This window comes from Deinococcus detaillensis, assembly GCF_007280555.1.
In the GTDB taxonomy this organism is placed as follows: Bacteria; Deinococcota; Deinococci; order Deinococcales; family Deinococcaceae; genus Deinococcus; species Deinococcus detaillensis.
The window spans coordinates 116,446-137,580 of record NZ_VKDB01000003.1 but is presented as its reverse complement, the minus strand read 5'-3'; the positions used below and the strand labels follow the sequence as shown (position 1 = coordinate 137,580).

General features: G+C 61.0%; 19 protein-coding genes. 6 read left to right on the top strand and 13 right to left on the bottom strand.

What is annotated here, in order from left to right; translation table 11 throughout:
- Nucleotides 1–13: 13 nt before the first annotated feature.
- Together FNU79_RS04670 and FNU79_RS04665 are read right to left on the bottom strand one after the other, a co-directional pair.
- Nucleotides 14–358: a cupin domain-containing protein gene (locus tag FNU79_RS04670; protein WP_143719738.1), complete on the bottom strand. Its 345-nt coding sequence runs from the start codon at nt 356–358 to the stop codon at nt 14–16.
- Between the two features lie 69 nt (nt 359–427).
- The gene (locus FNU79_RS04665) at nt 428–1,000 is read right to left on the bottom strand and encodes a type 1 glutamine amidotransferase domain-containing protein (RefSeq protein ID WP_143719737.1); all 573 of its coding nucleotides are present in this window, start codon (nt 998–1,000) and stop codon (nt 428–430) included.
- A 135-nt stretch (nt 1,001–1,135) separates the two neighbouring features.
- Between FNU79_RS04665 and FNU79_RS04660 the strand changes: the two genes are divergently transcribed.
- The 3 genes from FNU79_RS04660 to FNU79_RS04650 all read left to right on the top strand — a co-directional run bounded on the left by FNU79_RS04660 (nt 1,136) and on the right by FNU79_RS04650 (nt 2,913).
- A complete protein-coding gene (locus FNU79_RS04660) occupies nt 1,136–1,357 on the top strand; it encodes a hypothetical protein (protein ID WP_124872287.1) in 222 nt (73 codons plus the stop codon).
- Nucleotides 1,358–1,437: 80 nt separating this feature from the next.
- Complete coding sequence (locus FNU79_RS04655; RefSeq protein ID WP_143719736.1) at nt 1,438–2,553, top strand: Gfo/Idh/MocA family protein; 1,116 nt, start codon at nt 1,438–1,440, stop codon at nt 2,551–2,553.
- Between the two features lie 144 nt (nt 2,554–2,697).
- The gene (locus FNU79_RS04650; protein ID WP_124872281.1) at nt 2,698–2,913 is read left to right on the top strand and encodes a hypothetical protein; all 216 of its coding nucleotides are present in this window, start codon (nt 2,698–2,700) and stop codon (nt 2,911–2,913) included.
- A gap of 38 nt (nt 2,914–2,951) precedes the next feature.
- Here the strand turns inward: FNU79_RS04650 and FNU79_RS04645 are convergent, their stop codons facing one another.
- The 3 genes from FNU79_RS04645 to FNU79_RS04635 all read right to left on the bottom strand — a co-directional run bounded on the left by FNU79_RS04645 (nt 2,952) and on the right by FNU79_RS04635 (nt 5,108).
- Nucleotides 2,952–3,311: a DUF2089 domain-containing protein gene (locus tag FNU79_RS04645; RefSeq protein ID WP_124872278.1), complete on the bottom strand. Its 360-nt coding sequence runs from the start codon at nt 3,309–3,311 to the stop codon at nt 2,952–2,954.
- Nucleotides 3,312–3,385: 74 nt separating this feature from the next.
- Nucleotides 3,386–4,009: a hypothetical protein gene (locus FNU79_RS04640; protein ID WP_143719735.1), complete on the bottom strand. Its 624-nt coding sequence runs from the start codon at nt 4,007–4,009 to the stop codon at nt 3,386–3,388.
- Nucleotides 4,002–5,108 carry a hypothetical protein gene (locus FNU79_RS04635; RefSeq protein WP_143719734.1) on the bottom strand — a complete coding sequence of 369 codons (1,107 nt, stop codon included), beginning with the start codon at nt 5,106–5,108 and terminating at the stop codon, nt 4,002–4,004. Before FNU79_RS04635 ends, FNU79_RS04640 begins: the two co-directional genes overlap by 8 nt.
- 216 nt (nt 5,109–5,324) lie before the next feature.
- Here FNU79_RS04635 and FNU79_RS04630 point away from each other — a divergent pair, with 216 nt between their 5' ends.
- Nucleotides 5,325–6,719, top strand: coding sequence for an RNB domain-containing ribonuclease (locus FNU79_RS04630; protein WP_143719733.1), 1,395 nt, complete (start codon nt 5,325–5,327; stop codon nt 6,717–6,719).
- 56 nt (nt 6,720–6,775) lie between these two features.
- Here the strand turns inward: FNU79_RS04630 and FNU79_RS04625 are convergent, their stop codons facing one another.
- From FNU79_RS04625 to FNU79_RS04595, 7 genes are all read right to left on the bottom strand, one after another.
- Nucleotides 6,776–7,522: a chlorite dismutase family protein gene (locus FNU79_RS04625; RefSeq protein WP_185974613.1), complete on the bottom strand. Its 747-nt coding sequence runs from the start codon at nt 7,520–7,522 to the stop codon at nt 6,776–6,778.
- 62 nt (nt 7,523–7,584) lie between these two features.
- The gene (locus tag FNU79_RS04620) at nt 7,585–8,625 is read right to left on the bottom strand and encodes an aldo/keto reductase (protein ID WP_143719731.1); all 1,041 of its coding nucleotides are present in this window, start codon (nt 8,623–8,625) and stop codon (nt 7,585–7,587) included.
- A gap of 66 nt (nt 8,626–8,691) precedes the next feature.
- Nucleotides 8,692–9,495 carry a hypothetical protein gene (locus FNU79_RS04615; protein ID WP_143719730.1) on the bottom strand — a complete coding sequence of 268 codons (804 nt, stop codon included), beginning with the start codon at nt 9,493–9,495 and terminating at the stop codon, nt 8,692–8,694.
- A gap of 272 nt (nt 9,496–9,767) precedes the next feature.
- Complete coding sequence (locus FNU79_RS04610; protein ID WP_143719906.1) at nt 9,768–11,048, bottom strand: MFS transporter; 1,281 nt, start codon at nt 11,046–11,048, stop codon at nt 9,768–9,770.
- A gap of 119 nt (nt 11,049–11,167) precedes the next feature.
- A complete protein-coding gene (locus FNU79_RS04605) occupies nt 11,168–12,067 on the bottom strand; it encodes an AEC family transporter (RefSeq protein WP_143719729.1) in 900 nt (299 codons plus the stop codon).
- 84 nt (nt 12,068–12,151) lie between these two features.
- The gene (locus FNU79_RS04600; RefSeq protein ID WP_143719728.1) at nt 12,152–13,789 is read right to left on the bottom strand and encodes a long-chain-fatty-acid--CoA ligase; all 1,638 of its coding nucleotides are present in this window, start codon (nt 13,787–13,789) and stop codon (nt 12,152–12,154) included.
- Nucleotides 13,786–14,265 carry a hypothetical protein gene (locus FNU79_RS04595; protein WP_143719727.1) on the bottom strand — a complete coding sequence of 160 codons (480 nt, stop codon included), beginning with the start codon at nt 14,263–14,265 and terminating at the stop codon, nt 13,786–13,788. Before FNU79_RS04595 ends, FNU79_RS04600 begins: the two co-directional genes overlap by 4 nt.
- 324 nt (nt 14,266–14,589) lie before the next feature.
- Here FNU79_RS04595 and FNU79_RS04590 point away from each other — a divergent pair, with 324 nt between their 5' ends.
- The gene (locus FNU79_RS04590) at nt 14,590–15,735 is read left to right on the top strand and encodes an acyl-CoA dehydrogenase family protein (RefSeq protein ID WP_143719726.1); all 1,146 of its coding nucleotides are present in this window, start codon (nt 14,590–14,592) and stop codon (nt 15,733–15,735) included.
- A 27-nt stretch (nt 15,736–15,762) separates the two neighbouring features.
- Nucleotides 15,763–16,293 (top strand): DUF2721 domain-containing protein, encoded by a 531-nt coding sequence (locus FNU79_RS04585; protein WP_143719725.1) that lies wholly within the window; start codon nt 15,763–15,765, stop codon nt 16,291–16,293.
- A 98-nt stretch (nt 16,294–16,391) separates the two neighbouring features.
- Here the strand turns inward: FNU79_RS04585 and rpoC are convergent, their stop codons facing one another.
- Nucleotides 16,392–21,026 (bottom strand): DNA-directed RNA polymerase subunit beta', encoded by a 4,635-nt coding sequence (gene rpoC / locus FNU79_RS04580; protein WP_143719724.1) that lies wholly within the window; start codon nt 21,024–21,026, stop codon nt 16,392–16,394.
- Nucleotides 21,027–21,135: the final 109 nt, after the last annotated feature.

The following is a 21,135-nucleotide window of genomic DNA, read 5'->3' as shown; positions in this document are numbered from 1 at the left end:
TGAGTGAACGAAATTAGAAGGCGCTGGGCGTGGTCGTTTCTACGGCAGTCAGTGTTTCCAGAATATGGAATCGGTGCTCGGCTCCGCTCGGGACGCAGTAGCTGTCTCCAGCTTCTAGAGCAATGGTTTGGCCGCTCAGCACCAGTTCCATCCGCCCCGAAACGACGTAGCCGAGCGTTTCATAGGCGTGGCTATGCAGGGTAGTGTCACTATTGGCCGAAGGCTCTTCATTGTGCCACAGCCGCACGCTGCCCTTTTCGCCTTTGATGAGGTGATGCTGGCCGTCTTTGCCGTGCTGGGTTTCGCTGCGGCTGAGTTTGTACTGGCTCTGCTGATTTTGCTTTTGGTCGTGTGTCATGCCCTCAGACTGCCGCTCAAACCTCAAGTGTGGGTGAGGAGCAGGCCTAGGCAAACTTAGAAACGGCTCTCAGGGCCGCTTGCTGCTCTGGTCGCCCTCGGCAAACAGCTCGATGATCTGGCGGTTGAAGGCGGGCAGATCATCCGGATTGCGGCTGGTCACGATCCCCTTATCGCTCACCACTTCCTGATCGACCCACTCTGCGCCGCCGAGTTCGAGTTCGTGCCGGAGACTGGGCCAACTGGTCAGCTTCAGCCCTTTCACGACGCCCACCTGACTCAGACTCCAGGGGCCGTGGCAGATCGCCGCTATCGGCTTGCCGCTGCTGTAAAAGGAGCGCACCAAGTCCATGGCTTCTTCGCTCAGGCGCAGTTTGTCGGGGTTGACGGTGCCGCCGGGCAGCAGCAGGCCATCGTAATCGCTGGCGCTGACCTCGCTGACGGTCTTGTCCACCGGGTACTTGTCCTGCGGCTCGATGTCACCCTTCATGCTCTGAATCTGGCCCGGCTGGAGACTGATCAGTTCGGTGGTGGCCCCTGCCCTCTCCAGCGCCTCACGTGGACTGACCAGCTCAATCTGCTCCACGCCGTCGGCGGCCAAGATGGCAATTTTCTTACCTTTTAAAGACGCTGAATTTGTCATGGCCCCAGCTTGCCGCCCCCGCCTCACAGGGCCGTGAACTTTCTCGGAAGGCGCGTTCACGGCGCGGTGGGTTCGCCTTTACCTTGCGGTTTTGCGCCCGGCAACTTTTTGGCTGCCCAAACAGTATCTACAGGTATGAATACCATTTCTATCCTCTTCGGCATTTTGGCTGTTTTGGGCCTCGGCCTCGGCTTTTTGCCGCTTCTCGGTTGGACCAATTGGTTCGTAACCTTGCCGCTGGGCATCGTCGGCTTGGTAGTGGGGGCCATCAGCAAGGAGCGCGGGGGCCTGATCTTGTGCGCGGTGGTGCTGGTGCTGGCGGCGGTGCGGTTGCTGCTCGGCGGCGGGATTATTTAGGGTCGCGGCACCCTATACAGCTAAAGGCCTGCTGATCCAGATCCCATCCGGCGCGGGCAAGCGGTGTGGAAAGGTAAACCATGCCCAATCAACCGAAAATTCCCAAACCTGAAGCCCAAAGCCGCCGCGTCGGGTTTGCCGTCGTCGGCCTCGGTGAACTCAGCGCCGAAGAACTCATCCCCGCCCTCAGAACCAGCCAGCACGCTTACTTGGCCGCCGTCGTGACCGGCGAGCCCGATAAGGGCCGGGCCTTTGCCAAAGCGGCGGGCCTGAGCGACGCCGACGCCTACACCTACGAGCAGTTTGAAGAACTCGGTAAACGGGACGACGTGCAGGCGGTGTATATCGTGTTGCCCAACAACCTCCACCGCGACTACGCCGAGCGGGCCGCCAAACTCGGCAAGCATGTGCTGTGCGAAAAACCGCTGGCCGACACCACCAAAGACGCCGAGGCGATCGTCAAAGCCTGCAAAGACGCGGGCGTGCTGCTGATGGCGGCCTACCGCATCCAGTACACCCCGCACCACTGGGCCGCCAAAAAGGCTGTCGCGGGCGGCAAACTCGGTTCCATTAAGCTGCTCGACAGTATTCATACCCAAGTCGAAGACGACGCCAGTGCTTGGCGGCTCAGCTTCAAGCAGGCCGGCGGCGGGCCACTGGTGGACGTGGGAATTTATTGCCTCAATACCATGCGCTTCGTGACCGGTCTGGAACCGGAGTGGATCTACGCCGCCGTACACCAGCCCAAGGGCGACGCCAGATTTAAGGAAATGGAAGAATCCATGAGCGTGATGCTGGGCTTTCCCGGCGGCCTGATCGCCAACATGCTGACCAGTTACGGAGCCGTCAAAACCGATACCTTGCGGGTGCTGGGCGAAGCAGGCAGCGTTACCCTCGATCCGGCTTTCTTGTATGTCGGTCTAGACCTGGAACTAAGCAACAAGGCCGCCAAAACCACGCCGCAATTTGCCGCCTATAACCAGTTCACGCTGGAAGTGGATCACTTTGCCGAATGCATCCAATCGGGCAAAACGCCTTACACCCCCGGCGAAGAAGGGTTGCAAGACCACCGAATTATGGACGCGATTTACCAAAGCGCCCGCAGCGGCAAACGGGTAGAACTGGAGAAATTCAGCGGGCAAGACGTGTTCAGGAACACCGACAACGTGCCCAAGCACATCAAAGCGCAGCCCTAAGCAGCTTCATTAAGAAAAAACTCAGTCTGATCACTTGGTCAGAAAAGTTGCATAGTATTGTTAAACCGTCGGCCAGACTGCGCTAAGCAGGCCGATAGTGTGTTGGCCGTTCCGTTTAGCACCGCACTCAGGGAGGCATTTAAGATGGACAACCGCACCACTTCCAACGTACTGACCGTGGCTGGATTCGTTTCTATCGTGGCTTCCATCATCATCTGGTTTACCAATGGCGGCAAGGAAGGCAACCCCGAAGAACGCGCACACGGCGAGCGCTTCGGCATCTTCGTGGGCCTGTGGGCACCCACCTTTTTTGTGCTGGCCAATAAGTACAACGAACTGGCCGCCAAAGACGGCGAGTAACACACCGCACAAAATTAGCGGCGCTAGGATTAAACCTCCTAGCGCCGCAGTTTTTTGGCGGCTTCTTCCGGCGTGATGTCGCCACGCTCCAACTGGCTCAGCACTTCGTCACGCGGGTCGGCGGCTTCGGGTTCGTAACCGATAGAGCGCAGCAAGTTGTCAAAGCGGGAACGCACGGTGGGATAACTCAGGCCCAAGATGCGTTCCACTTCCTTGAGATTACCGCGCACCTTGATGTAGAGCCGCAAAAAATCCAGCGTATCGGGCGCGAGGGTGGCGAACTCGTTGAGTTCAAACTCGCCTTTGACGGTCACGCCCGCTTCGGGAAAGTGCAGTTCAGTGACCAGCGGAGCTTCGGTCACGTCAGGAAAGGGCAGAGGGAGCGGGCGGCGGGACATAGCGTTCAATGTAGCGCTCCTCAGGGGCGATAAGCGGAAGCAAGTTCGCTGGGAGAGCAAACCCGCCTTCCTGCCTACTTGACCGTCAGCCGCACCTCATTGCCGTTTTCGTCCTCGGATTCCAGCAGCGGGCCAATCGGCGGGTTGCTCTCCAGCAGAAGCTGCAAGGCTTCCACGCTCAGGCCCATGTTTTCGAGCGACTTGAGCGCCTGCGGCGGAATCAGCTTGCCCACGTGCGGCGCGAGGCTCATCGGCAAGTTGGCGCTGTACGTGCCGCCGTTTTCGTCTTCCACTTCAATGCGCAGAATGGTTCCGGTGCGCGGCGCATTGGGCGCGGCCTGCTTACCCACCATCGGCGCAGCGTCAAAAGCGCGTTCCACCGTGTCGGTGATGCGCTCGGCCAGGCCGTCAAATCCGCCGAGCCAGCTGGGTTTGGGCGCTTGCGGAGCGCTGGGCGGCGCTTGAGGCGGGCGCGGAGCACTGGTGGCCGCTTTGGGCGGATCAGTGCGGTTATACAAAATGTCGCTGACTTTATCGGGGCCAAAACCGTCTGCGACCAGCAGCGCGAACAGCGGCGCGAGGGCGTCTTCAGTGAGATTCAGCTTGGGGTGGAGGGCTGCCAGAAGCGGCGCAGCGTCCTCGCTGCTGAGGCGGCCCGCATGAACAAGGCCCAGAATCCGGCGAATTTGCTCACGCATGGGTCACACCTCCTTCGATTTCTTGGACGTTCAACTGCACTTGGCCCGCCGAAACCTGGCAAGACAGGCCCGCCGCGCCGCTGCCGAGCGTGCCCGTGTAGGTGGCGTTCAGCATCCCGCCGCGCTTTTGGATGGGAAAGACTTGATCAGAAAAAGTGCTCACCAGTTGCCCCACCGTCACCTCGGCGCTGAGCTGCACGCTGCTGCCCACCTCCAAGTTGAGATTGGCTCCGCCGCCGTTGACTTCTAAGCGGTGCTGGCCCTCTTTAAGCAGGCCCGACCAGTTGAGCATGCCGCCGTTGACTTCGGCAATCAAAGTCTGGCTGCGCCCGATTTTGCCGTTGCCGCCGTTGATCTCCAGATGCAAATTGCCGCCGACTTCGCCCGCCGTCAGGTTGCCGCCGTTGACCTCAGCTTTGAGGTGGCCCACGTTCCCGACCCGCACATTGCCGCCCGCTACTTCGACTTGCAGTTCGCCCAGCACGTCCGGCAGCACCAGTTGCCCGCCTGCCAGTTCGGCCCGCACGTGGCGCGGCGCAAACGGCACGCTCAGCGTCACGCGCCTGTTGCCGAAACGCAGGCCGTGTTGCTGATTGAGTTTCCAGCCTTTGTGCGAGCTGCTCAGCGTCAGGCCGTCCGTGTCGCCGCTGAGCGTTGGAGCGCTCAGCGTTTCGTCCCGGGACACGATCAGCGAATAACCGGCGATCTCTAAGCGCAAATCGTCGGGCGTGTCGCCCTCGGCGTGCGGCGCGACTTCCTTGACCAGCTTGCTCACCAATTTGCCGATCATCGGCGCAGCGGCGGACAGGCCCGGAATGTTGGGGATGCTGCCGCCAAAGCCGCTCCTCTGTGTTGATTCGGTGGCTGGTGTCGGTTCGCTGGCCGGTTGCGGTTCGGCAGCGGGCTTGTTCAGCCCCACAGGGGTTGACGCTTCCGGCTGCGGGGCGCTGAGAAAAGTCTCTACTCCTTCGCCCAGCAAATCGGCCGCTTCTTCGGGGGTGAGTTTGCCTTGCACCACCAGCGCCTGCACTTGCAGCCTAAAGGCGTCTGAGTTGCCCGCGCTCGCCGCATTCTGCCCCCCTTGATTTTGGTCGTTCATATACGCTCCTTTGACCTATGGGATGAGCCGAGTGGCCCTTCCTCTGAACTCTTTATAAACCCATATCTAGCAGAATGTCAAGTTTAACTTTCTATTTAGCATCTAGGTTGCTTAGATATGAGACGCAGAGGACGCCTCAGCCAAGCAATTGTCAAACCTGGCTTTACAAATACACAAATCCTGTCTACCCCGCTTTGCTCCCGCTATGCTAAGCGGATGACCGCCCCACAAAACCCCGCTGAACTCACCGCCGCCCAACGCACCGAAGTAGAACTGCTGGCACGCGGCAAAGCTGAGCGCTCCAAAGTGATCCGCGAAGCCAAGCTCAATGAGACGCCCGAAGTGGCCCACGAGTTTTTGCTGCGGCGCGGTATTTGGGACATGCTGCGGGTGCCGTATGCCGAGCGAGCAGATATAGATTTGACCGACCTTGATCTGCCGATTCCCGAACTCCCCGATGAAAAACGGCTGGATTTGACGCACCTCAGCGCCTACGCCATCGACGATGAAGGCAGCCAGGACCCCGACGACGCCATCAGCTTGGAGAAGATTGAAGGTGGCTGGCGGCTGTGGGTGCATGTGGCAGACGTGGCCGCGCTGATCGAGCCGAACAGCCCACTGGACATGGCCGCCCGCGCACGCGGCGCAACGCTGTATTTGCCTGACCGGATTTACAGCATGGTGCCCAACGCTGTGGTCGAACTGCTCGGCCTCGGCCTGCATCCCACCTCGCCCGCGCTGAGCATCAGCATCGACTTTGACGCCGAGTGGAACGCCGACACGGTGGACGTGCAACTGACCACCATCAAAGCCGAGCGGCTGAGTTACAGCGCCGCGCAGGAGCGGCTGGACGCGGGCAATGAACCGTTCGTGACGCTTCAAAAGCTCTATTTCGCCAGCAAAAAGCAGCGCGAGGCCGAGGGCGCTCTCACCATTGATCTGCCGGAAGTGCGGGTTAAATTGCACGGCGACGAGATCGAGATCAAGTCTTTGCCGCGCCCCGAAACCCGCTTGATCGTGCAGGAGTGCATGACGCTGGGAGGCTGGGCCGCCGCCATTTACGCTGATGATCTGGACATTGCCCTGCCTTACGCCACCCAAGAAGCCCCCACCCGCGAGGTGCGCGGCGACGACCTTCCAGCGCACTGGGCACGCCGCAAGACACTGGCCCGCACCCGCTTCCGGCCCTCACCGGGAGCGCATCACGGTATGGGCCTGGACGCCTACGCGCAGGCCACCTCACCGATGCGGCGCTACCTCGACTTGGTGGTGCATCAGCAGCTTCGGGCAGCCATGAAGGAGCAGACCGGGCTGACCGGCGGAGAAATTGCCGGGCGGGTGGCCCAGGCTGAAATGAACGCCGGAGGCACCCGCACCGCCGAGCGACTCACCCGCCGCCACTACACGCTGGCCATGCTGACACGCCAGCCTGAGCGCATCTGGGACGCGCAGGTCGTAGAGCGGCGCGGCCCGCAGGCCACCGTCCTGATTCCTGAGCTGGCCCTCGACACGCTGATGAGTACGGCGGCCCCCACCGGAGCCATGCTCAGAGTGCAAGTGGCGGAAGTGGATTTGCCGAATCTGGGCGTGCGGCTGCGGGAGATCAGGTAGGAGCAGTGAGGGGAGAACAAACTGGGATCTGTGTCCTCTCCCCTCACTGCTCTCCCCTAACTCAGTTCCCCCAAAATCTCCGCCAAGTCTTTCTTGATGCAGGTAAACATTGGCACGTCGCGCAGGGTATAACTGCTGGCCTCGGTATAGCGCAACCGGTGAACAAGGTCCACGAATTCCTGCGGAGTGTCGGAATCGAAACTGACCACAAATTCCTGATCATCGATGCCGTAGGAATAGCTGGTGTTGATCCGCACGCCCTTGAACGGTGCAGAGGCGTAGATGTGCTCGTCCATCATGCCCTGACGGGAATGCGGGGTGAGCTTGTACCAGGGGCGGGTTTTGATAAACGGATAAATAAACAAAAACTGGCCCTGACCCGGCAGCACTTCCAAGCCGTGGCCGCTGCCTTCTACCCTGTTGACATACTGGCTGCGCTTTTGCATCGAAACATAGTTGTACGGCTGCGTCAGGTAACCCATCAAGCGGGTGCGGTTGAGCCTTGCCTGCGCCTCGCCAAACTCGCGCACGTCAAAGGCGATGCGCCACAGCATCAAGTCCACGTCGGCCCGCACGCCCATCAGCGAGTAGGTGCGCTGGATAATGCCCTTCTCCTGCGGCGCGTCGGTGACCCAGCCGCCAGCCGCCGCCAAAAATTCGGCCTTGATTTCGGCTTGCTCGTCACGGGGCAACCGGCGAAAAGCCGGATCAAGTTTGTAGAAGGCGTAATTGAGAAACTGGCGGTTGGCCCGGTCAGGTTCGCGCTGGGTGACCTGGCCGCTGGGATCGAGGTCAACCATCATTTTGGGGCGACCTGCGGGCTTGGCGGGCGGCGTTTCGGCGGCTTGGTTGGGGCGCTCCTCGCTCATTTCACGACCTCGCCGATCAGGTTGGTCTGAAGGCCGAAATTATCGGCGTAGAGGGCCTGAATACCGCCGTACTCGCTGGCTGTCAGCGGGGCAGCGTCGAAGGCGGCCACGTACTCGTCCAGCCCCTTCTGGTTGTAGATGTTGGGCAAAACGCTGGCCATCATGGGCGAGTGCAGCGCGAATTGCAGGGCGAGCTGACCGATGGTGCGGCCCTTGCCCGCCACAAACTGCGCGTCGATCTGCTCGGCTTTCTGAAGGCCGTCTTCCATCCAGGCTTTTTTCTTGGCATTGGTGGTCATGCGCCAGTTGCGGTGGTCGCCCGGCTCGAACTCGGTTTCCAGCGTCATGTAGCCTTCCAACAGGCCCGAAGCGTGCGGTACGCGGGCGATCACGCTGACTTGCTCGGCCTCGGCCACCTTCAGCAGCGGCTCACCGATGATCTGCTCTAACAAGTTATAGATAATTTGGGTGGGAGCACGCCGCTGCTCGATGGTGGCAATGCTCTCTTCAATTTGCCGCTCGTTGAGGGCTGGCCCCAGCGCGGTGCCGTAAGCACGAATCAGCCCTTCATCCTTGAGCTTGGCCAGTTCGGCCCACAAATCGTCGGCCAGCGCTGAGCCCTGTTCGATGGCGTTCATGCGCGGGTTGTGAAGCTGATAATAGTCCAGGTAATCAGTGCCGAGGCGCTTGAGGCTGCCTTCCAGCGCCTTGCGGAGGTACGCGGGCGTCCAGTCGTGGGGACGCTCCTGCTGGCCGGGGCGTTCGGGGTTAGAGTAGATGTCGTAGCCGAATTTGCTGGCGATCACGATTTTCTCGCGCACATCGCCTAACGCTCGGCGCTGGAGTTCCTCGGCCTTGCCGGAAGCGTAGGTATCACCGTTGTCAAAAAAGGTGACGCCCAAATCGTAAGCGCGGCGCAGAAGTTGCTCGCCCATCTGCTCGTCTTTGACGCCCCACCAAGTCGTGCCGACTGTCCAAACGCCGAAGCCGAGGGCGCTGACGTTGAGATCCGTGCCGTGTATGTTGCGGTATTCCATGTGGGCAGTCTAGGCTCCGCGCTCAGGACAATGAACCCCGAACGAGCGGTCAGGACGGGAGAAGGGTTATATGAGAGCCACTTTTGTGCTGGCCGTTTTTTGAAGTCCTGATTGGTAAGCCCACAGTGCATTGTCAAGACTGGCGGGCGTTACATCCCGCTGGGCCGCCGCGCAGGAAATCGCTTGACGAACCAACTGAAAATCTTCCACGTTACTTGCTCTAGGCGACCATCTACCAATTCGGCCCATCACCTTGAATAATTGCGTGTCCGGTTTGACGAAAGTTTCGTCACCCAGAAGAAGGACCAGATAAGCTCCTAACGCCAATCCAATTCCTCTCACTTTCACATTTGGCGAGTCATATCCAGCAACTCCAGCGATTCCACCCATGACAAACTTTTCCAGTTCGCCCTGTGTGCCAGGACTCTCGCAGGTGAATGGCTCACCCTTGGGTAAAGCTTGAACGTCGTGAATAGTCTCCAGGCCTTTATGTACGAATCTCTGGCAGACATCGTAGACCACCTCAACTTTCCGTCGGCCCGCTATAACTCCCCGATAATCGAAGTCTTTAGAGGCTATCTCATCAAAACGCTCTTTTGTAGGCCTTTCTAAATCAGCTCTAGCATATTCTAGGTAACTAGTGAATTTCAGCTCCGGTATATCCTGAAGACTCTGATTCTTTCTAAATCTGTTTATAGCCGGAACTACAACAGTCTTATGGACTGCCATGGAGCTAAATACGCAATCTATGACCGAGTAAACTCCACTTTTGTATAATTCCTCCGTGAAATTGGGATTGGCGACGATCTTTTCTTCATCGAGGAATTGGAGGAGTTGATCAGTCAATTTCTCCACGTCAGGTCGGCTCATGACTCATCATACGGCCACAAAAGGCCGAAGCAGAGTCAATCACCGCCTTCCAGCTTGCCCATTATGAGCAGGCCTTTCGCACAGCGCCCACTCCGGCAACGCCCCACAGCCTGGAAAATTGGCGCAAGTAGCCACCAAAAAAGCCGGAAGCTCCATCCTGAGCGGAGCGAGCTGCTCCCCCTCCCTACCGGGAGGGGGCTGGGGGGTGGGCAAAAGCAAGAAGCAAAAGCAAAAGCCCAAATTTCAAGCCTCAAAACACCTTCCAACCCAATCTAAGCATCCCGCCGCAACTTCCCGCACTGCCACCAAGCCGCCGCAAACAAGGCCGCCGACAACCAAAACACCACTGAGTAGCTCGTCTGATCCGCAATCACGCCCCCCAACACCGGAGCGAACAGCGCCAACCCCACCAAGGTGTTGAGCGTGCCAATGTAGCGGCTGCGGCTGTGCGGCGGCGAAATGTTGAGCAGGTGGTTGGTGTGGCCCAAATTAAAGCCCTGAGCCGCCACGCTGGACATCACGAACACCGCCAGATACAGCCAACCAACTTGACTCTCCCGCGCCGCGCTGCTGATTTCGCTGCCCGCGTGCGACGGCCCAAACCACCAGCCCAGCCCCAGAGCGATCAGCGGAGCCAGAAACGCCGCCGCCGCCGAATACCGGATGATCCGGCGTGAGCCTTTGCGCTCGGCCACGGAGCGCCACAGCAAGTTCGACAGCGGCGCGACCCCCGTGATGGTCATCAAAAACACGCCGAGCATACTGCTGGGCACCTGCAATTCACGCAGGGCATACACGGTGTAAAACGGGTCGGCCATGCTGGCAAACGCCAAAATCAGCCGGACGCTAAGAAAAGCCCGGAAGTGAGCGTCGAGGCGCAGGAGTTGCGGAATGGCGCGGAGTTCTTGGCGAATGTCGGAGACGGGCTGCACTTCGTCGGGCGGCTCCTGCACTTTGCCAAAGGCGGTGTAAGCGATGGTGTAGGCCACGGTGGCCAGCGAGAAAATCAGCACGTAGGTGTAGGGAAAGGCCAGACCCGACCCCAAAATCCAGCGCACGATCAGGCCCGCCGCGAAGGCCAGCAGCCCGCCGCCCAAGTTCCGCAGGCCAAAGTAAGCCGCCCGGCGCTGCGGCGGTACGGTTTTGCTGACCACTTCCAAAAACGGCAAACCCGACACGCCCGACGCCAGCGCATTGACGCTCATGGTGGCAATAAAAAGGCTCAGGCACAGCGCCGGAGACTCCCACAAAAAAGCCGTGATGAGCACCATCGCCAGGTAAGAGCCGATGCGGACACTGGCCGAGGAGCGGTAGACCGGCAGCTTGTAAGGCAGCGCCCGCACCTTGGCCGCCACCAAAATCTGCGGCAGCATCCAGCCGCCCTGCGCGATGGCGGGCAGGAGGCCGATGACGGCATTGGACGCTCCCAGCCGCGCAGCAAAGCCCGCCAGCACCACCGAGGCATTAAAAAAGCCGTCGCCGGTAGAAGCCAAAAAGCCGTTGACGATGCCCCAGCGGTAATTTTGGGCTTCTGCTGGGTCTATTTCGGGCAAGTCAGTTTTGGGCAAACTGGAGACAGTCGGCTCAGACACACTTTAGATTATGCACCTGCCACCGCCGCCAGCGCCTCGCTCGGCTGCACTGAGCTACTGAGAAGCGCAGGAGCCGCGCCTCAAGGCAGCCGTCCCAGCAGCGGCACCACCAGCGCCACGCCAAGGATGCTCAGCACCGTGGTGACGACCACCACCGAGGCCACCGTGCCGCTGTCGGCGCGGTATTCCTTGGACAGCACGAAGGCGTTGACGGCAGTCGGCATGGCCGAAGACAGCACCAAGCCCTGAAGGTGCAGCCCGCGCAGGCCGATGAAGTAGCCGATCAGCAGTCCCAAGACCGGCATCACCAGCACCCGCAGCCCGCTGGCCAGCCAGACTGGAAAGCTCAGTTTGGGGCGGCCCCCGGTGCCGAGCTGCACCCCCAGCGACAGCAGCACCATCGGCAAGGTCGCGCCGGAAAGCAGGCCCAGCCCCCTGTCTAGGCCGGTGGGCAATTGAAGATGCAGGCCGCGCATCGTCAGCGCCAGCGCGATGCACCACACCACCGGCAATTTGAAGACGCCCCGCAAAGTCGGCCCGATCCCGCCGCCCCCGCCGAAAATCAGCGGCCCCGCCGTAAAGGTCAGCAGCACGCTGGAAAGGTAGATGACCAGGGCTTGGTCAAATCCGGCTTGCCCCAGCGCGAAAAGGGCCACCGGCAAACCGTAATTGCCGTTGTTGCCAATCGCCACGCTGGCCATCACCGCCCGCCGGGTGGCGCTGGGTTGCCGGAAGGCGGCCAGATACCCCAGCAGCACCCCCACAGCCGACAGCACAAAATAGGCCAGCACCAGCAGTGTCAGGCTGCCCGCCTTGACTTCGAGGTGCAGCAGCGAGTTGAGCGCCAGCGCGGGCGTCAGCAAGTACAAGTTGAGGCGGTTGATGGTGAGGTTGTCGAGCGCCAGCCGGTTGCCGACCAAAGCGCCAAAGCCCAAAATCAGCAGCACTGGCAGCACCACGGTGAGCAGGGCAGTCAGCATGGCTTAGAGCATAGCGGCCTGAACAGCGGCTGACGCCCGCTGACCAGGAAGGCAGCGGGCGCTCAGCGGCTCTCCCCTCCTGTTCTATTTCCCCGCTGCTGCGGCCAGCTCGGCCCGCGCCGCTTCCTGAAGGGGCCTCCAAGCGACTTTTCCGGTGGGGCCACGCGGCAGCGCTTCTACAAATTGGTAGTCGTGCGGCACTTTGTAAGCGGCCATCTGCGTTCTGGCCCAGCTCTCGATGTCTTTGGGATCGGCCATTTGCCCAGCCCGCAAAACCACCAGAGCGCGGGCGCGTTCGCCGCTGCGCTCGTCGGGCAAGGCGATCACGCAGGCTTCCTGGATGGCGGGGTGGCCGTGCAGCACGTTTTCCACCTCGGCGGGCCAGACTTTCATGCCCGAGACATTGACCATGCGCTTGAGCCGGTCGGTGAAGAAAAAGTAGCCCTCTTCGTCCCTATAGCCTAAGTCGCCACTGTGAAAAAAGCGCACGCCGTCAATCTCACTAAAGGCCTTGGCATTTTCGTCGGGGCGGTTCCAGTAACCCTGCATCACCTGCGGCCCGCTGATGACGATTTCACCGATTTCGCCGGTGTTCATCAGTTCGCCGCTGTCCAAGTCCACGATGCGGGCGTCCACATTGAAAAGCGGAATGCCGAGGCACTGGAATTTGGGGCGGCTGACCGGGTTGGAGTGGCTCTGGGCCATCGTTTCAGTCAGGCCGTAGCCCTCGGTGAAGGTGATGCCGGTCTGGTCGAGCAGACGCTGACCCACCGCTGCGGGCAGCGACGCCCCGCCGCCGGTCATGGTGCGGATGGTTCTCAGGTTGGCCGGATCGAACGCCGGGTTGGCCATCAAATCGATGACCATGGTAGCGGTGTTCGTCCAAACGGTGACGCCCTGATCGCGAATCAGTTCCTGAGCCAGTTGGCGATCCCAGCGGGCCATGATCGCCACTTTACCGCCGCCCGACAGCACCGAGAGGAGGCTGTTGATAAAGCCGGTGACGTGAAAAAAAGGCAGGGCCGCCAACACCACGTCTTCTACATTGGTGCTGGCCCACACCACCGAGCCGACCACGTTGGCCTGCACGGTGGAATGCGTGTGCATACAGCCTTTGGGCAGGCCGGTGGTGCCGCTGGTGTAGGGCATCACGCACAAGTCGTCGGAGTCGAGCGGGGTCAGGTCGGCCAGTTCGGCCTTCAGGGCGTCTTCGTAGAGCACGTCGCCTGCCCGCAGCGTCACCGCAACGTCGAGTCCAGCGGGCAGAGGCACCGCGCTGCCTTCCATCTCACTGCCCAGATTGGCGACGACGGCATGACTCAGGCCCGCTTCCTGCGCCTTGGCGTACAGCTCCGCGCCCAGCACGCCGACTTTGATACCGGCGTCTTGTAAAAAGAACGCCAACTCGCGGGCTTGCAGCATCGGCGAGAGCGGCACCACCACGCCACCCAGCACCCAAACGGCGTGCGCGGCCACCGCCCACTGCGGTGAGTTCTGCATCCAGATCAGCACCCGGTCGCCTTTTTGAATGCCCTGAGCTTTGAGGTGCGACGCGAGGCGGCGCGAGCGCTCGAAAAGCTGGTCGTAGCTGGTGGTCTGGCCGTAAAAATACAGCGCGGGTTTGTCGGGGTACTTCAGGGCGCTGAACTGCAAATTTTGAGCGAGCGAGGTGCGCGGTACGTGGAGACGCTTGGTCATGTGGGCGGGCCAGTAGTGGGTCATACAACCTCCGGAGGAGTGGGGCGGCTCAGCAAGCTCAGCAGTTCGCGGGCCGAGCGGCGCAAAGGAGCCGGGCAAGCGGGCAAACTGAGCGCAGACGGCTGGGTAGACGGTGACTGGGTAGATGGTGGCTGTGTGGACTGTAGCTGGGTGGGCGGCGACACGGGCGGCAAAACGGCGGCCAAGCGCCGAGCGTCGCGGCTGAGGGTGCTTTCGGTAAAGCCGGTGATGCGCGAGAGCAGTTTTTGGGTGGGGCGGGCGTGCCGCAAGACGAGCTGCACCGCCAGACGCTCGGCGAGGGGATGCTCGAACTTGCGCCCCGCGCCCAGCGAGCGCTGCCGCAGTCGCCCGCCCAGCCGCAGCGCCTCGCTCTGGCGGTAGAGCGGCGCGGCCTTTCGCACCAGCGCTTCAAACGCAGCTGGCGTGAGGCCGGTCAGCGCCTCGAACTGCTCCGGCGCAGCTTGTGGACGGCGGAGCACCGCCGGGATGAGCGCCGGATGATGCAAAACAGGTGGAGCGGTGTCAGAAAACGAAATGGGCAGGAGACAACTCCTTATCAGCAAAGCGTGAGCGTGAGAGGCAGGTCAAGAGCGGTAAAAGTGGATTTGAACTGAGTCTAATCGCCGCGCTCCCCAAGGTCAAACCGTGAGCGCTCAAAGCCGTGCTGCAAGGCCGAGACCGGCGTAAATGGGAGCTTATTGTGCAATTCATTAAAGGAGGGGCGCGAAAGTGATACAACGCAGTTCACGCCCCGCTCCAAGTCAAACCAACTTTGCCGAAACAAACTCCCCGGAGGTTTACCCATGGATTTCACCCTGCCCGCCGATTTGCGAGAAATGCAGACGCACATTCGCGCTTTTGCCCTCAACGTTGTTGAAGCCCGCGCCCACGAGATCGAAGCCACCAATCAGGTGCCGCCGGAACTCATCCGGCAGGCCGCCGAGCTGGGGTTGTTCGGGCTGTCTATTCCCGAAGAATACGGCGGCGTCGGGCTGGGGATGCTGGGCCGCTGCGCCGTCTACGAAGCGCTGGGGCAAGGGCACATGGGCTTTGGCGGGATGGTTTCGGCCCACGCCAGCATCGGCACTTCGGGGCTGGTCAAGCTGGGCACGCCTGAGCAAAAAGCCAAATATTTGCCGCGTATGGCGGCGGGCGAGTGCATCGCGGGCTTTGCCATCACCGAGCCGAGCAGCGGTTCCGACGCGGCCAATATCCGCACCCGAGCCGAGAAAAAGGGCGACACCTACATCCTCAACGGCACCAAGCACTACATCTCCAACGCGCCGATTGCCGGGATCCTGACGGTCATCGCCATCACCGACCCGGCCAAAGGCAGCAAGGGCATGAGCGCTTTTCTGGTTGAGCCGTCGATGCCGGGCGTCAGCGTCGGCAAAATTGACGAGAAGATGGGCCAGAAAGGAGCGCTGTCGGCGGAAGTCGTGTTCGACAATGCCGAAATTCCGGCGGAGAACCTGCTGGGGCCACTGGACTTGGGCTACCGCGAGGCGCTGGGGATTTTGACCAATGGCCGCGTCGGAATCGCCGCCCGCAGCACTGGAGCCATGCAGCGCCTGCTCGATTTGAGTGTGGCCCATGCCAAAGGCCGCGAGCAGTTCGGCGCACCGATCAGCACTTTTCAAGCGGTTCAGTTTATGCTGGCCGAAATGGAAGTGGACATTCAGACCTCGCGCCTGCTGTGGCAAAAAGTCGCCTGGATGGTGGACGCGGGCCAAGACGTGCGCCGGATGGCGAGTGTGGCCAAGTATCACGCCACCGAAGCGCTCTCACGGGTGGCCGACAAAGCCGTGCAGGTGGCGGGCGGCGTCGGCTACATGAAAGACGCGCCGTTTGAGCGCTTTTACCGCGATCAGAGATTGCTCAGAATTTACGAGGGCACCTCCGAGATTCAGAAATTGATTATCGCGGGGGACTTGCTGCGCGAGAAATAGGAGGCGGGGGCCGCTAGACTGCCCAGCATGGACGCCGCCACCACTGTTTTGAGCGCCATGATTACGCCCGCCGTGCTGATCTCCGGTGCGGGCACGCTGCTGATGAGCACCAGTTCCCGGCTGGGCCGCGCCACCGACCGCGTGCGGGCACTGACAGCCCGTTTCAAAGTGCTGGTGACGCCGGAAGGGCAGCAAGAACCGCTGGCCAAAAACGAGAAACGGATGATTTTGGGGCAACTCCCGCGCCTGAGCCGCCGCACCCGATTCTTGCAGCGGGCCATGCGGAGTTTGTATCTGGCCGTTTCGCTTCTGGTGATGGCCAGCATCTGGATCGGCGCATCGGGGCTGCTCCGGCAAGAACTGCTGAGCCAAGTGTCAGCGCTGGGGCCGGTGCTGCTGGCTGTCGCGGGCGCGGCGGCTCTGGCTTACGGCGCGGTGCTGCTGAGCATTGAGTCGAGCTTGTCGGCCCTAACCACCCGCGAGGAAATGCGGTTTTTGGAAGCGCTGGGGGTTTACTACGCGGGGCTGCTGGTGGACGAAACGCCGGCGGATTCATGAGAGGATTGCTCAGCCTCCCACTTCACCCACCCAACCCAAAAAAGCCCCCACCCATGTTCAGGGCGGGGGCTCTAGCGTGAGGCTTACGGTTTAAAAACTCAGTCGTTCGCGCCGGGCTGCACCGGGTAGTTGAACGACTCGGGGCGCGGAGCACTGACCGGCTCCACGTTCTCGCCGTACTTCTCCAGAGTGCGGTCATCGGCGACCTGCATATTCCGCACGATGTCCAGACCCGTGCCTGCCGGAATCAGCTTGCCGAGAATGACGTTTTCCTTGAGGCCGATCAACTCGTCGACCTGGCCGCGCATGCTGGCTTCGGTCAGGACGTGGGTGGTGTGCTGGAAGCTGGCCGCAGACAGCCACGACTTAGTGGTCAGGCTGCTCTTGGTGATGCCCAAAAGCACCGGCTTCCAAGAGCTCTGGGTTTTGTCTTCCGCGAGCGCGGCGTTGGCCTGCTCGACTTCCCAGCGCTCGACGGTCTGGCCTTCGAGGAGGGTGGTGTCGCCGCCGTCGACGATCTCGACGTAGCGCAGCATCTGGCGCACGATCACTTCGATGTGCTTGTCGTGAACCTTCACGCCCTGCGAGCGGTAGACGCGCTGCACTTCTTCCACCAAGTAACGCTGAGCGGCGTCGGTGTCTTTGTAGAGCAGCAAGTCGTGCGGGTTGATGGCTCCGCGCGTGATCGGCTGTCCGGCTTCCACGCGGTCGCCGTCTTTGACGATCATGCGCAGGGCCTTACCGATCTTGGTGGCGGTTTTGGAGCTGTACTGCTCGTCGTCGGCGTCAATGCGGATCAGGTAGCGCTCGTCCTCTTCCTCAATGCGGATGACGCCGTCGCGGTCAGCGACCACAGCTTGAGATTTGGGCTTGCGGCCCTCGAACAGCTCGATCACGCGGGGCAGACCCATCGTAATGTCGCCGCCGCCTGCCACGCCGCCAGTGTGGAAGGTACGCATGGTGAGCTGGGTACCGGGTTCGCCGATACTTTCCGCCGCGACCACGCCCACCGCTTCGCCCATACTGACCGGCTTGGCCTGCGAGAGGTCGTAGCCGTAGCACTTCTGGCAGACGCCCGCCTTGACCTTACAGTTGAGCGGGGTACGGGTATACACTTCGCCCAGCGCTTTAGCATTGGTGGTGATCAGCTTGACGTCTTCAAGGCTGAGCATGTGGCCTTCGGGAATGACTTGGCCGTCAATTTCTACATCGGCGGTCAGGGTGCGGCCGTAGATGCTGGTTTCGATCTCACTGGCTTTGCGGGCACGCCACTCGCCGCTGCGCTCGTCCACGTGACCGAGCGGAATCATGGTGTAGTCGGTGCTTCCGCAGTCCACGTCGCGGACGACGACTTCGTGGGCCACGTCGACCAGTTTGCGGGTCAGGTAGCCGGAATCGGCAGTGCGGAGCGCGGTGTCTGCGCCGCCCTTACGAGCGCCGTGGGTGCTGATGAAGTATTCCAGCACGGTCAGGCCCTCGCGGAAAGACGCCTTGATCGGCACTTCGATGGTGCTGCCGTCGGGTCGGGCCATCAGGCCGCGCATCCCGGCGAGCTGACGGATCTGCTGCGGGTTACCACGAGCGCCCGACTGCGACATGATCCACAGCGGATTGAACGGGTAGTTGGCCTCGAAGTTCTTGAAGACTTCGTTTTTCACGTCGTCGGTGGTGTCGTTCCAAAGCGTCACGACCTGCTTGTAGCGCTCTTCTTCGGTCATGAAGCCGAACTCGTAGTTCTGCTCGATTTCCCTGAGCTTGATATCGGCGTCGGCCAAGATGGCGTCTTTGGTCGGCGGAATCACGATGTCGTCGATGCCGATGGTGATGCCCGAGGTGGTCGACAGCTTAAAACCGCTGTCCTTGAGGGCGTCGAGCAATTTGGCGGTGGCTTCCACGCCGAGCTGCTTGAAGCAGGTCATGATCATGTCGCGCAGCGAGTCTTTTTCGTAAGCGGTATGAAGATTGACCAGCTCGTCGATCAAGTGGCCCTGCGTGCCCAGCGCTTCCTGCACGATGCGCCGGAACATCACACGTCCCGCCGAGGTGTCGTAGATTTCGCCGTTTAAGCGAATCCGCACGTGATCTTGGTAATCGATGCCGCCGCCCTCAACCGCCAGAATTGCTTCGTCAGGGCTGGAGAAGTGGTACTTGATCAGGCCGGGCGTGATGTCCGCGCCGCGCAGGGTCACGTGGCTATTGAGGGCCACTTTACCACCTTCGAGGGCGTCCAGCACGGCTTGCTCGTTGTCAAAGGCGCTGCCCTTGCCGAGGTTGTCTTTGCGGAGCTGCGTCAGGGTAAAAATACCCAAGATGATGTCGCGGCTGGGCTTGACGTTCGGCTCGCCGTTGGCGGGCGAGAGCAGGTTATGAGACGAAAGCATCTGAATGCGGGCTTCGGCCTGCGCCTGCGCCGAGAGCGGGACGTGAATCGCCATCTGATCGCCGTCGAAATCGGCGTTGAAGGCCTCACAGACCAGCGGGTGAAGCTGAATGGACTGACCTTCCACCAAAATCGGCTCAAACGCCTGAATGCCGAGGCGGTGAAGCGTCGGGGCGCGGTTGAGCAGCACCACCTTGTCTTCGATCACTTCTTCGAGAGCGTCCCAGACGCTGTCGCGGGTGTCGCGGTAGCGCTCCAGCATCTTGCGGGCCTGCTTGATGTTGGTGACCTCGCCCTTTTCTTCCAGCACCTTGAACAAGAAAGGTTTGAAGAGTTCAAGAGCCATGCGCTTGGGCACACCGCACTGGTGCAACTTGAGCTGCGGGCCGACCACGATCACCGAGCGGCCCGAGTAGTCCACGCGCTTGCCGAGCAGGTTCTGGCGGAAACGGCCCTGCTTGCCGCCGAGAAGATCGGTCAGCGAGCGCAGAGCACGGTCAGAACCGGGGTTGGTCACGGGGCTGCCGCGCCGTCCGTTGTCGATCAAAGCGTCCACGGCTTCCTGAAGCATCCGCTTTTCGTTGCGGATGATCATGTCGGGAGCGCCTTGACCCATCAGTTTCTTGAGGCGGTTGTTGCGGTTGATTAAGCGGCGGTACAAATCATTTAAATCAGAGGTGGCGAAGCGCCCGCCGTCCACCTGCACCATCGGGCGCAGATCAGGCGGCATGACCGGCACGGTGGCCAGAATCATCCACGAGGGGTGGTTGCCGCTGGAGATGAAGCTGCGGGTGACTTCGAGGCGCTTACGGGCCTTGGCACGCTTGTGGCGGCTGTTGTCCTTCATCACCTCGCCGAGTTCGGCTTCCAGGGTGGGCAAGTCGAGATCGTCGAGCAGTTCCTTGACCGCTTCCGCGCCCATTTTGGCATCGAAATCGTAGGACTCGATCACGCGAACCTGCTTGCGGACGAGGTCGATTTCGATGCGACCAGAAATCTCGCTCTTGAGGTTGCCGGAATCGGCCAACTCGTCGCCGGGTTCGACGCGGTCGCCGTTGACCACCAGCGGCTCATCGGTGTAGCTGTACACTTTGGCCTTGCTGACGATGATGCTGGCCGGGGCGTGAAGGGTGATGACGCCGCCCGCTTCGGCGATGATTTCTTCGGCCTTGTCAATCGCGCCGATGACTTTTTGGTTTTTCTTGACGGTGCTGCCGTCGGCCACCAGAACGTGCATGGTCGGGTTGATCGGATATTCGCCGGTACGCATCCAGTGAACAGTCACGTTGCTGTCGGCTTTTTTGCCGAGCTTGACGTCGCTGAGCTTGCTATCGCGGCTGACACGCAGGCGAGCGCCCGAGACGGCAGTGGCCAGCACCGCTCCGGCTTCGACGATTTCGCCCTGTGCCACTTGCACGTCCATGCCGTGCGGAATGTACACGCGGGCCAGGATCGCGCCGAGTTCGGGAGCGACCTGCGTTTTCTCCGCACCTTCTTCTTCTTCGTCTACGGCAGGAGGAGCTTCCACGCCTTCGCGCAGTTCCACCATCACCGAGTCTTCGCCGAGGTCGTGTAGGAAAGCGGTGGCAGCGATAGGCGCGACAATCTGAACGTCGCTTTCAAGCTCAGCCAGAATCTCACCGGCGCGGAAGGCCTCTTGATCGACAAGCACGTCGGCCGGCAGCGGCAAAGACGCTTCAGCGACTTCGTTGTAAGCGATCTCGGCGCGGCGCGGGAAGCGGTACTGAGCCAGGCCGTCCATCTTGGCTACGACGTTGCCGCCGAGGCTCTGGCCCTTGGTGACATACTCGCCGTCGCGGATAAGCGCGTCGATGCCGCCCTGTAAGGTGTAGGTTTCTTGACGGCCATTGCGGAGTTCGCGGTACTCGTCGTCGCTCAGCAGTTCACCGCGCTTGAGGGGGCGGCCATCTTTCTGGGCGTTACGGGCATTGGTCACCAGGTAGCTGGAAAAGTACAGCACTTTTTCAAGCTGGGCTGCCGAGAGGTCAAGCAGCGTGCCGATTTTGCTGGGGCTGTCTTTGACATACCAGATGTGCGCGGCGGGGGTCGCCAAGTCGATGTGGCCCATCCGGTAGCGCCGGACTTTGCTGCTGGTGACTTCCACGCCGCAGCGCTCGCAGACTTTGCCTTCGTAGCGCTGGCGCTTGTACTTGCCGCAGGCGCACTCATAGTCCTTGATGGGCCCAAAGATGCGCTCGTCAAAGAGACCTTCGCGCTCGGGCTTGAGGGTGCGGTAATTGATGGTTTCGGGTTTTTCGACTTCGCCGAAGCTCCACTCGCGCATTTTGGCGGGGCTGGCAATGGCAATTTTGACTTTACTGAAATCTTTCAAGATGGTTGCTCCTTGAGAGAAGGGGTGGGGGCAAAGGAAACTCCTCTGCCCTTAAAAGGGAAACTTGACCCAAGTGGGCTGTTCCGCCGCGCTTTCGCCCCCTTACTGG

Coding starts and splice junctions, on each gene's coding strand:
- FNU79_RS04670 (WP_143719738.1), bottom strand. CDS start 358: ATGACACACGACCAAAAGCAAAATCAGCAGAGCCAGTACAAACTCAGC.
- FNU79_RS04665 (WP_143719737.1), bottom strand. CDS start 1,000: ATGACAAATTCAGCGTCTTTAAAAGGTAAGAAAATTGCCATCTTGGCC.
- FNU79_RS04660 (WP_124872287.1), top strand. CDS start 1,136: ATGAATACCATTTCTATCCTCTTCGGCATTTTGGCTGTTTTGGGCCTC.
- FNU79_RS04655 (WP_143719736.1), top strand. CDS start 1,438: ATGCCCAATCAACCGAAAATTCCCAAACCTGAAGCCCAAAGCCGCCGC.
- FNU79_RS04650 (WP_124872281.1), top strand. CDS start 2,698: ATGGACAACCGCACCACTTCCAACGTACTGACCGTGGCTGGATTCGTT.
- FNU79_RS04645 (WP_124872278.1), bottom strand. CDS start 3,311: ATGTCCCGCCGCCCGCTCCCTCTGCCCTTTCCTGACGTGACCGAAGCT.
- FNU79_RS04640 (WP_143719735.1), bottom strand. CDS start 4,009: ATGCGTGAGCAAATTCGCCGGATTCTGGGCCTTGTTCATGCGGGCCGC.
- FNU79_RS04635 (WP_143719734.1), bottom strand. CDS start 5,108: ATGAACGACCAAAATCAAGGGGGGCAGAATGCGGCGAGCGCGGGCAAC.
- FNU79_RS04630 (WP_143719733.1), top strand. CDS start 5,325: ATGACCGCCCCACAAAACCCCGCTGAACTCACCGCCGCCCAACGCACC.
- FNU79_RS04625 (WP_185974613.1), bottom strand. CDS start 7,522: ATGATGGTTGACCTCGATCCCAGCGGCCAGGTCACCCAGCGCGAACCT.
- FNU79_RS04620 (WP_143719731.1), bottom strand. CDS start 8,625: ATGGAATACCGCAACATACACGGCACGGATCTCAACGTCAGCGCCCTC.
- FNU79_RS04615 (WP_143719730.1), bottom strand. CDS start 9,495: ATGAGCCGACCTGACGTGGAGAAATTGACTGATCAACTCCTCCAATTC.
- FNU79_RS04605 (WP_143719729.1), bottom strand. CDS start 12,067: ATGCTGACTGCCCTGCTCACCGTGGTGCTGCCAGTGCTGCTGATTTTG.
- FNU79_RS04600 (WP_143719728.1), bottom strand. CDS start 13,789: ATGACCCACTACTGGCCCGCCCACATGACCAAGCGTCTCCACGTACCG.
- FNU79_RS04590 (WP_143719726.1), top strand. CDS start 14,590: ATGGATTTCACCCTGCCCGCCGATTTGCGAGAAATGCAGACGCACATT.
- FNU79_RS04585 (WP_143719725.1), top strand. CDS start 15,763: ATGGACGCCGCCACCACTGTTTTGAGCGCCATGATTACGCCCGCCGTG.